This is a genomic window from Streptomyces sp. ITFR-16 (assembly GCF_031844705.1).
GTDB lineage: Bacteria > Actinomycetota > Actinomycetes > Streptomycetales > Streptomycetaceae > Streptomyces.
Genome location: NZ_CP134611.1, coordinates 12,217 through 24,594, shown reverse-complemented (window position 1 = coordinate 24,594; position 12,378 = coordinate 12,217). Strand labels below are relative to the sequence as shown.

Annotated in this window: 11 protein-coding genes; 8 read left to right on the top strand and 3 right to left on the bottom strand. The window is 70.7% G+C overall.

Annotation, left to right across the window (positions count from 1 at the left end; translation table 11 throughout):
- A complete protein-coding gene (locus tag RLT58_RS35800; protein ID WP_311314902.1) occupies nt 1-654 on the bottom strand; it encodes an HAD family hydrolase in 654 nt (217 codons plus the stop codon).
- A gap of 606 nt (nt 655-1,260) precedes the next feature.
- Here RLT58_RS35800 and RLT58_RS35795 point away from each other — a divergent pair.
- The 6 genes from RLT58_RS35795 to RLT58_RS35770 all read left to right on the top strand — a co-directional run bounded on the left by RLT58_RS35795 (nt 1,261) and on the right by RLT58_RS35770 (nt 8,273).
- A complete protein-coding gene (locus tag RLT58_RS35795; protein ID WP_311314901.1) occupies nt 1,261-1,530 on the top strand; it encodes a helix-turn-helix transcriptional regulator in 270 nt (89 codons plus the stop codon).
- Between the two features lie 958 nt (nt 1,531-2,488).
- Nucleotides 2,489-4,684, top strand: a complete 2,196-nt coding sequence (locus tag RLT58_RS35790) for a hypothetical protein (protein ID WP_311314900.1) — start codon at nt 2,489-2,491, stop codon at nt 4,682-4,684.
- Nucleotides 4,681-5,493 carry a DciA family protein gene (locus RLT58_RS35785; RefSeq protein ID WP_311314899.1) on the top strand — a complete coding sequence of 271 codons (813 nt, stop codon included), beginning with the start codon at nt 4,681-4,683 and terminating at the stop codon, nt 5,491-5,493. Before RLT58_RS35790 ends, RLT58_RS35785 begins: the two co-directional genes overlap by 4 nt.
- A gap of 119 nt (nt 5,494-5,612) precedes the next feature.
- On the top strand, nt 5,613-6,239 hold the full coding sequence (locus tag RLT58_RS35780) for a hypothetical protein (protein WP_311314898.1): 627 nt from the start codon (nt 5,613-5,615) through the stop codon (nt 6,237-6,239).
- Nucleotides 6,240-6,894: 655 nt separating this feature from the next.
- Nucleotides 6,895-7,122: a hypothetical protein gene (locus tag RLT58_RS35775; protein ID WP_311314897.1), complete on the top strand. Its 228-nt coding sequence runs from the start codon at nt 6,895-6,897 to the stop codon at nt 7,120-7,122.
- 74 nt (nt 7,123-7,196) lie between these two features.
- Nucleotides 7,197-8,273, top strand: a complete 1,077-nt coding sequence (locus tag RLT58_RS35770) for a hypothetical protein (protein WP_311314896.1) — start codon at nt 7,197-7,199, stop codon at nt 8,271-8,273.
- A 29-nt stretch (nt 8,274-8,302) separates the two neighbouring features.
- Here the strand turns inward: RLT58_RS35770 and RLT58_RS35765 are convergent, their stop codons facing one another.
- A complete protein-coding gene (locus RLT58_RS35765) occupies nt 8,303-8,743 on the bottom strand; it encodes a hypothetical protein (protein WP_311314895.1) in 441 nt (146 codons plus the stop codon).
- A 270-nt stretch (nt 8,744-9,013) separates the two neighbouring features.
- Between RLT58_RS35765 and tap the strand changes: the two genes are divergently transcribed.
- On the top strand, nt 9,014-11,206 hold the full coding sequence (gene tap, locus RLT58_RS35760) for a telomere-associated protein Tap (RefSeq protein ID WP_311314894.1): 2,193 nt from the start codon (nt 9,014-9,016) through the stop codon (nt 11,204-11,206).
- A 3-nt stretch (nt 11,207-11,209) separates the two neighbouring features.
- Complete coding sequence (tpg, locus tag RLT58_RS35755) at nt 11,210-11,767, top strand: telomere-protecting terminal protein Tpg (protein WP_311314893.1); 558 nt, start codon at nt 11,210-11,212, stop codon at nt 11,765-11,767.
- A gap of 66 nt (nt 11,768-11,833) precedes the next feature.
- On the opposite strand, the gene RLT58_RS35750 is transcribed toward tpg, so the two are convergent.
- Complete coding sequence (locus RLT58_RS35750; protein ID WP_311314892.1) at nt 11,834-12,328, bottom strand: hypothetical protein; 495 nt, start codon at nt 12,326-12,328, stop codon at nt 11,834-11,836.
- Nucleotides 12,329-12,378: the final 50 nt, after the last annotated feature.

The window sequence follows — 12,378 nt, the reverse complement described above, 5'->3', positions numbered from 1 at the left end:
CTACTCCCAGGTTTCGTTGAGCAGGATGGTGATGGCGTCGGTGACGTCGTCGACGACGTGGTGAGCGGCGGGAAGTCCGTCGGGCCAGGGGCGTCCGCGCAGCCAGATGGTGCGCAGGCCGGCCTGGTGTCCGCCGCCGATGTCTCCGGTCGGGTTGTCGCCGATCATCCAGCCGCCCTCCGCGAGGCTGACTCCGCACCGAGCGGCACCGAGTTCGAAGAGACGCCGGTCAGGCTTGCGGATCTCCAGGTCGCCCGAAGCGGCGACGCCGTCAACCAGGGGGGCGAGGCCGGTCCTGGTGAGTTTGGCCCGCTGGATGTCGCCGGCCCCGTTGGTGATGATGCCGATCGTCCAGGCGGCCGCGCGCAGGCGGGCCAGGCCCTCGAGGACCTCGGGGCGGCAGGTGACGGCGGCCGACATGAGGTCGACGTACTCCTGCCACAGGTCCGCGGCCGATGCCTCCAGGCCGAAGGCGTCCCGCAGCCGGGCGAAGTCGTTGGCGGTCGCGCGGTCGGCCAGCTCGATGCGCAGCCACTGTCCGGCGTCTGGGGAGAGGGCGCGGGAGCGGCACAGGCACGTCAACGCGTCGCTGAGCGCCGACTGTCGGTCGGTCAGCGTGCCGTCCAGGTCGAAGAGCGCGAGTTGGGCGGTCACGGTCACGGACGATACCCGGCTGCTGTCGACCGGGATCCGTTGGCTGCCAGCTTCATTGTCTTGGGGGAGGAGTGCCATGGCAGAGCTGCGTGCATGCGGAGGTCGCGTGACGTTGGGGGAGCGGGAGGTCCGCTTCCTTTCGGAGATCCCGCACGGGTCGCCGTCGCTCGATGTGGACCTGGAGTGCGAGCTGGAGTGCGGACACAGGGGTCCGCACCACAGCATTGGGGACACGTCGCATTCGTTTGGTGCGGGGCGGCTAGCCAACGGCGAGGCCGTGGCCTGGTGGGTGCGTTGGGACGACTCCACTGGTCGGCGCGACGTGGTCCCTATGGGGAACTGCCCCGTGGAAACAGCTCGGGGTCAGGTCTTGTCCGAGGTCTGCATCTTGTTCGACAGGCACCCGGGCCGTCACACCTTCGAATGGGAGGCCCCGGGGTGATGGGCACGTTCGCGATGCTCCGGCCGCGTAGCTCCGGGTTCCGCAACAGCGGGGAGCGATCGAGAACAGATGTGACCTCCGCAGGCACCACGCTCGTTCTAGGTACCGAAGATCGCTTGGGTGATGTATGTTTTCGGGGATGGTTGCCTACGGTGGAGGTTCCAATGTCTGACCCGCTGAGGCGAATTGACGCCCTGGTGGAGGAAGACGTCCTCCCCGAGCCAGCCGTTCGGCAGCGCCTCAGGCTTGCGGCCGGCCTCACCCAGACCGAGGTCGCCGACGCTATCGGCGTGAAGCGCCTCGCGATCTCACAGTGGGAGGCTGGGCGAGCACAGCCGCACCGTGGAAATCGCCGTGCGTATGCCCATCTCCTTCGGCGGCTGGCGGAGAAGCATCCCGAGGCCGCTATCGAAGTGGCGTCCGATGAGGGATGACTTCACGGCCGTGGCCGCTTCCGCACATGCTGACGCCAGCCTCCGAAGGGGGGTTGGGATGACCTAGCGGCCATCGACCGCGCAGCCGAGAAGCGGATTTACCACCCGCTGGCCTCGCGCGGCCCGTCTACCGACCGGCTTACCACCGTGTCGGTCTCGCCCAGGTCCCAGTTCGCGCTGGTCCTGAGCTGCGGCTACCAAGCCGCTCGTTCCACAACGGCCCCTAACCAGGGCCATCCACAACCGGCCACTAACCACGGCCACCACAGCCAGATCAGTACCGCCCGCTTCACCGGAGCCCCCACCACAGGGGTCTTCGCGATCCGCAAGCAACCAAGAGAGAGGAGAAATCTCCCCCACCCGGTCGGTGTGTGCCCGCTTCTCACGAAGGGGGCGGGTCTCACCCATCTGCAAAAACATCCATCCGGCGATACGCCGACTGATACAGAGAGGCGGTCGCTCTCATAGTGCACGAGAGTGGTGTCCCCTGTCAGCTTGACCCTGTCCGTTTCACCCCAGTTCAGGCGCGGCGGTCGTCCCGTGTGACGGAATCGCCGTACGGTTCATCCCCTCTTTTCCTGTTCGTACAGGAAGAGGGTCTTCCGGTAGGAAGCTACAAGCACGGTACTTTCGGGGCGGTCTCGCCGGGTTCGCTCGCGGCGCTCGTACACCCGCTCGCGGACGTCGTCCGCAACTCCGTCGACGGGACCGTCCTCGGGGGCGGCTTCCCATGTGACGGGACGCGATCTGAAGTTGTTGCCCGCCGTGCGGGAGCGACGGGGGCAATCGGGGTTCGCCGGCCTCTGTCCACAGGCCGCCTCGTGCAGGCTCGGCAGGTGGATGACAAATCGAGCGTTTCGGCTGCTCAGGGGGGTGTCCGCTTTGGCGTGTACACCGGCCCCATGCAGACGCAGAAGATCGCGGCCCGTACGGGTTCCACTCTCGCCGGGGCGGGCCGGTGAGCGCCGTGGCGGCACCGGCCGCGCCCTCGCGCCCCCGTACCTTCGTCGGCGGGGCTGCACACCGTCGGCTGTGGTCGGTCCCGGCACAGGCCGGGCCGGTCGCGCGGCTGGAGGTGGGCAACCCGCTCCAGCTGACCGAGACGATGCGCACCCGGCTGCTCGCGGCTGTGCGCGCCCTGCTGTCGGACCCTGGCCTGAAGGGTGCGTCCGACCCGGTGCGCCTGGCGGCCGTCGTGCTGATGGCGAAGGCCAAGGTGGCGACGAACTACCGCGCGACCGTCACCGCGAAGGAGCTCGGTCGGTGGGTCGGGCTGAAGCCGTCCCGGATCGGACACCACGTCCTTCCGCAGCTGCGTGACCGTGGCGTGCTCGGCTCGAACGAAAAGGTCAGCCCGATCGGGCGGGTGACGGGCCTGAAGTGCTGGGTGATCCCGATGTACCGGGCGCAGCACGGCGGGGACCGTCGGCACGCCCTGGCGCTGTCGCGGGTGGAGCTGGTCGTGCTCCTGGCGCTGATCGAGGCGTTGTTCGCGCCGGGCTGGAATCACAAGGACGGCCGGGTGACCCCGGCCGGGATGCTCGCGGATCGTACGGGGCGCGGGGCAGCGACCGACCGGCTCGGGCTGCTGCTGATGGTGCTGTCCTCGAACGCGAAGGGCTGGCTGCCGTTGTGCTCGGGCAGCGTGGACACCGAGCGGGGCCGTCCAGCGGCGACGGTGGCGCGGCTGCTGGGCTGCTCGCCGGCGGGCGGGGCGAAGGTGCTCTCCCGGCTCCAGGAGCAGGACGTGCTGTCGGTGGACCGGCGGGATACGGCGTCGGGGCTGAACGCGCGCAGCCGGGTCCGGCTCCTGCCGGTCGCCAAGGCACACGGGATCGCCGTCCGGGAGGCCCGCGAGGTCGCCGACGCGGTGTTTTCAGACCTCGCCGTTACTGCATCCGGCGATCTTGAGGCGACGATGGAGGCTGTGACCCCTGTGGTTACTGGGGTTCAGGGCGCCGGGGAGGACCTGGAGGCAGGTTCGGCAGACCGCGCCGATGCTGCACACCTTCACGCCTCTCACGCTTCTGTGGTTACTCCCGGTGGGTCTCTCTCGCTCTCTGGTGGCTTTTCCGGCGAAGGCCGTGGTGGGTCCGGTGATCTGCCGGACCGCGCGTGCGTGCGCGAGGACGGCGGCCCGCTCCGCGGGGAACAGCCGAAGAAGTCCCCGTCGATCAGCAGCGAGAAGCCCGGCCTCGGGCCGGTGGCCGGTGCTCCGGTGCGGGTTGTGGACGGTGCGGGCCAGGGCAGGCAGCAGCGGGGGAGGGTGCCTGGGCCGCCGAAGGATCTGCGGGTCGTCCTGGCCCCGGTCGACCTGGTCTGGGCGCGCCTGGAGCGTCCGGCAGCCCGGAAGCTGGTGGAAGCCGCGGCGGGCAGCGAGCTGGAGCGGGTGATCGGTTTCGCCGGTCGCACGGATGCGCCGCAGATCCTGGCCGACCGGCTCGCCTGGCGCCTGGAGGAGCAGATGCGGCTGGGCAAGCCGATCGATGACCCGGTGGGCTGGCTGATCGGCCGGGCCCTGCCGCAGCGCCAGTTGTGCGCGGAGCCCCGGTGCGATGAGGGCGGGCTGCTCGACTCCGGCCGGGAGTGCCCGCGCTGCGAGGACCGGCAGGCCGACCGCCGTGCCCAGCGCCGCACGGTCGCGGCCGCCGTCGACGCCGCGATGCCGCACGCCTCAGAGACCGAGCGCCGTACGGCCACCGAGCAGCAGCTGCACCAGGACGTGAGCGCCGAAGCGTGGGCCAAGGCCCGGCGGTGGGAGCAGGTCCGTGAGCAGCGGGCCGCCGCAGCTCAGGCCCGTGTCGAAGCCCCGGCCGCGCAGCCGGCCGACGACGTCCCGGCCGCGCCGGTGGCTCCGGTCGTGCTGCCCGCGCCGCGCCCGGTCGCCGTCATCGTGGCTGCTCCGGAGCCGGAGGTCGCCGACGTCGACGACGACCAGGAGCTGGTCCTCGAGGAGCTCACTCGCGAGCAGGTCCTGGACTGGCGCTACCGCGCCGCTGCCGACCACCAGCTCGTCCACGACCACATCGACCGGTACGGCGAGCTGTCGGCGCAGCGGTTGTTCACCCGGGCGTTCGTTTCCCAGGTGCAGCGCCTGTCCGGCCTCGGGCACCTGAATCTCGGCTACTCCTACACCACCTGGGGGCAGGCGTGAGCGGCGGCGAGACGTCCGGCGTCGACCTGGCCCGGGTCGCGCTGCGGGCCGCGATGGAGGCGGCCCGCAAGAACGGCATCGGCCAGAAGGCCAAGTCGAAGCCGCGGCCGGTCCGTACGGTGCGGCGCGACGGGCGCGAGCCGATGGGCCTGGGCGCGGCGATCGGTGCGCTGGTCACCGAGCGGGCCTGGGAGCTCCCGGCCGCCGGCGCTTCCCTGCGCGAGCGGTGGGCGGCCATCGCCCCCGGCCTCGCCGGGCACGTCGCCGCCGTCGCGTACGACCCCGACTCCGGCCGGCTCACCGTGTGCCCGGAGACATCGGCCTGGGCGACGCAGGCCCGGCTGGAGCAGACCCGGGTCATCGCGGCCGCCAACAAGGCGGCGGGCCGCACCGTTGTGAGCTCCCTGCGGATCCTGCCCCCCGGCGCCGCGCCCGTCCCCGGCCCGGCCGAAGCTGCCCCTGCCCCGGCCCCGGCTGCGCCCACCGGCCCGGCCAGGACCCGGGAGACCGCGTGCGAGGGCTACCGCCGTGCGCTCGCCGCGCACCAGGAGGTCGCGCCACCGCGCCGGGTGGACCCGGGCATCGCGGAAGCGGTGGAACGGCAGAACGCCGCGCTGCGGGAACTGTCCCGCCGCGCGTTCCCCGAGGCCGACGTCGTCGTGCCCGACGATGCGCCGACCGCGTTCGACGCCAACCGCTCCGAGCGGCGCCGCCAGGCCGCGGTGACCCAAGCTGCGGCACTGCGACGGGCCCGAGCCGAGAAGGCCGGCCGTCAGATCGTTCCGCAGCACCTGGAGCGCACGGCGTGAGCGGGGCCGCCGTGCTGTGTCGGTTTCCAGTGGCTGAGCCGGTATCCGGTCATCTACCGGAGGTACGGATGGCTGATCACCCTCTCGTGCTCGGCAGCCGAGGCAGCCACAGTGGCCCGATGGACGCAGGACTCGCCGCCGTGCTCGGTGCCACCGTCGGAGCTCTCGGTACAGCGATGACGGGAGCCACGGCCGCGTTCCTCAGCCGCAGCACCGCCCGCCACCAGGTTCGCACCGACACTCTCCGGACCCTGCGGGACGCACGGCGAGCCACGTATGCCGGCTACGCGAAGGCCATCGACCACTACCTGGACAAGCTCGGAACCACACTGATCCTCTTGGAGCGGGTGGAGCGCCTCCCGGAGCAGCGCGAAGAGTGGGTGGAGAGTGCCCACAGACGCTGGATCGAGGCCCTCAGATACCGGCAGACCGAGGTGGACACCCAGAGGATCCTCCTACAGCTGGACGCCACGCCACAGGTGTCGGAGACGGCGTTACAGGTGGCCAAGTGGTGTGTCCTACTGAGCCGGTCGACCGGCCGCGCGATCGCGGATCTTAAGGGGCGCGACCTGGACACCGGCCCCCTTTCGCCGCCGTCGCCGGGGTACGCCCAACTGCTGGTGGCAGAGGGGTTCGACCCGGAGAAGCCCGACCTGGACCGTCTGCTGTCGAGAGCACGCGACGCTTACGGGGCCTTCCTGAGCATGGCGGCCGCTGACCTGGGGGAGTACGGGGTTCTGACCTGACGAGTCAGCCGCAGCGCGCCGTCGCCCGTTGTACGGACAGCAGGGCCTGGCGGAAGGATCCGCCGGGCCCTGCCCTCTTGCCGTACGCCCTCCGGCCCGCGAGAGTCGTCATCGTCGGGGTGGGGAGGAAGTCCAGTGGATGACCTGTTGGCCGTGCCACCTTGCGGAGGTGCCCCGCTGCAACGGGGCCTCCTGCGTTCTGCGGTGCGTGTCCGGACCGTTGGACCTGCGCCTCTCTTGTACGCGTACGGGCGGCCCGCGGGCCGCCCGTGTGCACGCGCACGTGGGAACGAGTCCAAGAATGGTGGGGATAATTAACCTCCACAAGGACTGTAGGCAGACAGTTCCCCGTGTCCAACCCGCACCGGGTGTGACCTGCGATTATGTGGCAGGTTCGTGGGTTGTTAAATGCGGTGGCGAGCCATCCTTTGAACAATTCCGTTCCGGTCGTTAAATAACAGGACGGCGCTTTATTTACGGCTTGCCTCCAATGGGAACTGAATCGGCATTGTCATGCGTAAGCGTGGGTAACGTGGGTTTCGCTGGCGCCCGTGGCTGCAACCACTGGCGTGAAGTCCCGTGCCCTGCAAGGCACTTGAGCACCAAGTTCCGGACCGCTAGCTGACCATCCGCCTTCTGTTGGGAGTCAACTTCCTTGTCGTACCTGCTTCCTGAGCCCGTTCCTGCTGCGCAGAACGGGCCGTGCGCGCACACCCCGGCGAGCACCGCCAAGTCCTCGCCCCTGGTCTCCTTACTCCTGCTGGTCATACTTCTGGCCGCGCTGTTCGTCCTGCTCGCCCGCGGGATGAAGCTGGAGGAGGCCCTCGCCGTCCTGGGGGCCGGCGGTCTGCTGGCCGCCGAAATGCGTCAGCGTCTGCTCTGACCCGATGCCCTGCCGGGGCCCGTCTCGCCGACGGGCCCCGGTCCTGTTCCGGGCTCGGGAAGGAGATGGACGCCGTGGCCCGTCCCATGAAGCAACTGCCCCGCACCAACGACCCACTGGTGGCCTTCGCGCGCGACCTCCAGGCGCTGCGCAAGGAGGCTGGCGACCCGCCGCTGGCGCTGATGGCCGAACACAGCGGGCTGTCCACCGCGACGCTGTCGAACGCCCACGCGGGCAAGAAGCTGCCCACCTGGGCGACCGTGAACGGTTACATCCTGGCCTGCGGCGGCAACCCCGAGAGCTGGAGTGCGCGCTGGGAGAGCCTGCGCCTGGCCGCCGCCGGGTTCTCCGGTGACCTGTGCCGCGAGGCCCTGAGCCGCTGGGAGCGCACCGGCCACCTCACCCCGCCGCACGCCGCCGACGAGGGCGAGCTGCTTGAGCTCCTGAAGACGCTGCTGGACTTCAACGGGCTCAGCCACCGCACCCTCGCCCGGCAGGCGCCTGGCTACTCCCATGTCACGTACGGGGCCGTCCTGCGCGGCGCACGCCCACTGAAGGCGAAGATCCTCTACCAGATCCTCATCGGCTGCGGCGTCTACTCACTGCAAAGCCAGGAGGCATGGTTCCACCTCCTGAGCAGCTTCTCCTGGAGGGAAGGCGTCGAAGGGGGCAAGCTGCTGGCGCGGGTGGACCAGCCCCTGCGGTTCGCCGGCGACATCGACCTGAAGATGCTCAAGACCATCCTCGAACGCCTCGAGCGCGGCCGCGGGCTGTTCGCCGCCGACATCGTGTCGCACGACAGCGTCAATGCCCTGCGCACCGCGTACGAGGACATGCTGGCGCTGCTGCTGTCCTCGCTGCAGCGCTCCCACGTTCAGCTGCCACCCAAGCTCGGCTACGCCTTCAACCGGGTCGTGAACGAGCTGCGCAACAGCTCGATCCCCAACCCGGCCGCCATCGCCGCCCTCGTCCCGCTCGCCATGCCGTTCCACCCCCGCCTGCGCACCCGGGTTGTCATGGCGCTCAAGAACGCGGGCGAGCTGCTGCGCCGGGCAGAGGCCGGCGAACTGAACCTCCGGGGGGTGGCAGGGCTCCGGCTTCCGCTACCGCCGCCTTTGCAGGTTCAGCGCACCACGCCGACCGCCTCGTAGTTCCCGAGCGCGTGACCGGCGCCGCGGTCTCAGCCGGTGACCGGCTGCGGGGTGCCGGTCCTGCTGTGCTGGGCGTCGAACCCGTCCAGGGCCGCGCCCAGGCGGGCGGCGACCTCGGGCAGGGTGCCCCTGCGGTTGGCGAGTGAGCGCAGGTACGGCTCCGCTCCCTGGAGCAGGCCGGAGCGGGGATAAAGCGTCACCAGGGCGCGGTGGGTGCCGCGCTCCAGGTGATGGCTCCAGGAGTCGACGTCGACTTCCCCCTCCGGCGCGGCGACGTGGCCGTCGACGAAGCCGCCCTGGGTGGTGGTGCAGCAGTTCCAGCCGTAGTCGATGACGCACCGTTCGCAGGCGAGGGTGCCGCGCATGTTCGGGTAGCGGCGCTGCCACTCGCCATCGAGGGCGATGACGTCCCCGGCGAGCGGGATGTTCTTGGTGCACAGACAGCACCTGATGCGGAACGCGACGGACACGGTAGAGCTCCCAATCACCTTGCGGGCCGGACCTGCTCAGCCTGGCAGCCGGCCCCGGTGCTGCTCCGTCGCCATGCCGCGCCCGGCACCTGCAACACGCGGTGCAACAGCCGCGTGCAACGCACCCTCTGTTTCGGCTCTGACCTGGACGAACAGTTGTTGCGCCGCTTACCCGCCCCCGTGTTGCACTCAAATGCGCGCGATTCAATGCGCGATTGAGCGCGCGAATCAATGCGCGATCGGGTATGCTGTCTATTGGAGGTGACCTCTGTGTCCACTGAGAACGAGCTGTTCAGCGCCGTTGATGCGCTGCTGGAGCAGGTTGCGCAGGACGATCTGCCGGACCCTGCGGAGCGCAAGCGTCTGCGGGAGGCGGCGGGCCTGAGCCAGGCGCAGATCGCCACGGCGCTGGACGCCCGCCGTGAGGCCGTAGGGAACTGGGAGACCGGCCGGACCGAGCCGCGGCCGCCGAAGCGCGCCGCGTACGCCCGGCTCCTCGAGGGCCTCGCCGCCCGCTTCCCCGTCCCGGCCTCCGAAGCGCCCGCCGCCGCCCCGGCGCCCGTGGTCCCGGAGGCGTTCACCGGCCCGGCCCTGGAGCCGGCCCCCGCGCCCGCCGCTGTGCCGCCGTCCCGTCCGACGAAGGAGACGGGCAGCACCGCCAGGCCGTCGACGACGTCGCGGCGCCCGGGTGCGAAGAAGGCGGCGGCGAAGACCACCGCGGCGGCCGCCAATCCGCGCTTCGAGAACGGTCCGCTCGCGGTCATCGACTGCGAGGACGGGCAGGTGTCGGCGTACTGCGTCGGCGGGCTGGTCCTGGACGTGCCCGCCAAGTCCATCCCGGCGCTGGTCGACTGGACGCTGGCCGAAGCCCGGCTCGGGCAGGCCCGGCTGCACCGCAACGGCCGCGACGCCGACCCGATCCTCGTCCTCACCGCGTCCGCACTGGAGCGCTTCGGCCTGCCGGTCGCCCTGTCGGAGGAGGAGCGGCACGCGAGCCGACTCCCGTCCGGCCACAAGGTGGTCAAGCAGATCGAGAAGGCCGGACTCCAGATGAGCCAGCGCGGCTTCGGCCCGTGGGCCCGGGTCTACCGCGACCCCGAGGGTTCCCGGCGCCGCTGCGTCCAGCTGTGCATCCTGCCCTGGAACGCGCTGGACGCCCGCGAGTGGGACAAGAAGGACGACCCGCAGCTGCCGACGATGCACCCGGCCGAACTCGTCCAGTACCTCGGTCTGTACGCGGCCCGGGTGATCACGCCGCGCGGCAGCACCGCGACGACCGGCCTGGAGCTGATGACCGCGCTGCGCCCGCCCACCCGCGCGCAGAAGGACGAGGCGACCGGCGAGTTCAAACCGGCGTACAACGACGACGCGATCACCGCCAAGTACGACGTCGTGCCGTGCGAGGTCCCCGACGAACACCCGATCCTGAAGGACGCGGGGTTCGCCCGGCACCACCTCCGTACTCCGGCAGAGATGCTGATGGAGGAGCCCTACGACTGGTGCCGGCCGCTGACCGATGAGGAGTGCGTCAACAAATACCTGGTCGTCGTCGACCTGAACATGTCGTTCGCCGCGGCCGCGAACGGGCTCACGGTCGGGCTGAACGGGCCGACCCACCTGGAGAACAACCCGGCGTTCGACCCGGCGCTGCCCGGCTCGTGGCTGGTCGACCTGAGCCACGTCGACCTCTCCCGCGTACGGGTCAACGGCCGCACCGTCGACGGCACCCTGCTTCCCTCACCGTTCACGCCGACCGGCGAGCGGCCCGAGGGCCCGGCCTGGTACGCCACGCCGACCGTCGCCTACGCGGTGGAGCTCGGTTTCGACGTCGCGCCGATCGAGGCGTACGTGCGCACCCAGACCGGCCGCTACCTGGACGCCTGGTACAAGCGCCTGCGCGACGCGTACACCGCGACCATGGCCGACATGGACGTCACCACCGACCTCGGAGAGCAGGAGTTCCTGGAGGCGATGGGGCGGCGCAAGCAGGTGGACCCGACGATGGCGCTGCTGGAGACCGCGATCAAGGCGACCGCGAAGGGCGCGATCGGCAAGCTGCGCCAGCGCAGCCGGGGCCAGGTGCCGTACTACGAGCCCTACCCGGCGCTGGACCGGTGGACGTGGCGCCCGGACATCCGGGCGGCCGTGCTGGCCAACCAGCGCACCGGCCTGCACCGCAAGCTGATGAAGACGGCGGCCGCCGCCGACCTCTACCCGGTCGCCATCGGCACCGACGCGATCGTCTACCCCTCGCCGGGCCCGTCCCCGCTGGACGTCCTGCCGCGCACCGAGGAGGGCAAGCCGGCGCCGGGCACGTTCCGGCTCGGAGTCTCGCCCGGGATGGTGAAGCACCAGGGCACCCAGACCACCTTGTGGGCGGAATCCCAGTTCGAGGAGCGCGGCGGCGTCTTCAACATCTCCAACCTCATCAAGACCGACCAGAGCGCAGGAGAAGGGGAGTAGACCGTGGTCGATTCACTCGGGGACAGCCTGGACCGCGCGCTGGAGGGGGCGTTCACCCGCCGTATCCCGCAGAGCGCTCAGGCGCAGATGAAGTACCTGGTCAAGCAGCTCAAGGGCACCAAGGCCGCCGCCCAGGCGCTCGGGATCTCCCAGCGCACGGTGGAGCGGTACGTGTCGGGCAAGCTCAAGCGGCCCCGCCAGGACCTGCGCGGCCGCCTGGAGCGCGAGGTCAAGAAGAGGTGGCAGCCGCAGATCCGCGCGAAGGCGAGGAAGAAGGCGGCCTCCACCGGCGGCCTGGTCGTCTCCACCCGCGCGCGGTTCGGGTTCACCGCGGCCTCGGGCACGACCGACGACGCCCGGATCCGCGACATCACCCAGGCCCTGCCGCCCGAGTTCGCCGACCAGCTGTTCAACGCACGGGAGCAGGGCAAGACCGAGGACCAGCTCCGGCAGATCGCCGCCGACGGCCTGGCCCGGATGTACTTCCGCGCCAACAACAGCAGGGCCCATGGCCTGGGCGTGGAGTTCACCGACGTGGAGCGGCTCGAAATCGATCTGTGATCACCCGCCCACGGCAGGGGCCCCGAACCGCGTGCCGGTTCGGGGCCCTCGTCATCTGCCGACGGGTCAGCCGGTGTCGGCGTGCCGGTCGGCCGCCCTCTTCCTGGCCTGCTGCAACTGCTCGTACGTCGCGGCGTGCAGCGTCTCCATCCGGCTCAGCGCCGTCGCCGTGTCATCCGGCTTCATCGCGCCGCCGGCGAACTCCACCAGGAGCTCCACCATCAGGTGGTTCTTCCAGTGCCGCAGTTCCGCCTCGTTCACGAGCTCCGGACCGGCGGCCATCATCAAGTCGGCCAGGCGCCCCTGCGCCCGCCACGCCCGTCGCCGACGCCACCCGCCGCCGCCCGGCCGGTTCAGATTCCGCAGCTTGCGGATCTGCTCCACCATGGCCCTGATCTGCGTCTCCTGCTCAGGCGTCCACTCCTGCCCAGCCCTCTCATGGAGGGCCTGTACGGCCTCCTGAGCGGCCTGGACATCGTCGCCCGACCCGTCGCCGCTCAGCTGCTCCACGGCCTTCCTGAGCGACGCCTGCGCCGCAGTCGCGTCGTCCTGTTCGGACATGCTCACCCCTCGTTCTCCGGAACGCGCAGCATGCCCGCCGCGCGGCGCCC

What these genes read in the sequence shown, in the direction of transcription:
- RLT58_RS35795 (WP_311314901.1), top strand. Translation starts at nt 1,261, where the DNA reads ATGTCTGACCCGCTGAGGCGAATTGACGCCCTGGTGGAGGAAGACGTC.
- RLT58_RS35780 (WP_311314898.1), top strand. Translation starts at nt 5,613, where the DNA reads ATGGACGCAGGACTCGCCGCCGTGCTCGGTGCCACCGTCGGAGCTCTC.
- RLT58_RS35750 (WP_311314892.1), bottom strand. Translation starts at nt 12,328, where the DNA reads ATGTCCGAACAGGACGACGCGACTGCGGCGCAGGCGTCGCTCAGGAAG.